This window comes from Pseudoalteromonas sp. 1181_04 (assembly GCF_052850545.1).
In genome coordinates this window covers 1-407 of the sequence record NZ_VXCS01000104.1, presented here as the reverse complement: position 1 = coordinate 407, position 407 = coordinate 1, and the positions used below count along the sequence as shown (strand labels likewise).

Annotated in this window: 1 protein-coding gene; it reads left to right on the top strand. The window is 42.0% G+C overall.

All coding sequences use genetic code 11. The features are described from left to right. Positions 1 to 407, top strand: a 407-nt coding sequence (locus tag FW757_RS23220; protein ID WP_446441794.1) for an ISAs1 family transposase, incomplete at both ends; no start/stop codon positions are given.

Here is a 407-nt window from a genome sequence, read left to right as displayed (position 1 = left end):
ATTGGCTCAGGAAGTACGTTCCTCTTGAGCAAGGTATCCCTCGCCATGACACAATCGCTCGTGTGATGAGTCGTATTGATATGACACAGTTTCAAGATTCTTTTTCTTCTTGGATGAAAGACTGCTCTAAATTAACTCATGGCGATGTAGTTGCGATTGATGGTAAGCGATTGAAAGGTTCATTTAATCAGTCAGATAGGCGCGATGCACTTTATATGGTCAGTGCATTTGCGTGCGAAAATGGTGTTGTTTTGGCGCAATGCCCTGTTGATAAAAAGTCGAATGAAATAACAGCGTTACCAGAGCTTCTTGAATTACTGGAGATAAAAGGCTGCTTAGTCACGATTGACGCGATGGGGTGTCAAAAATCAATTGCAGAGACAATAGTGGATAAACAAGCCGATTAC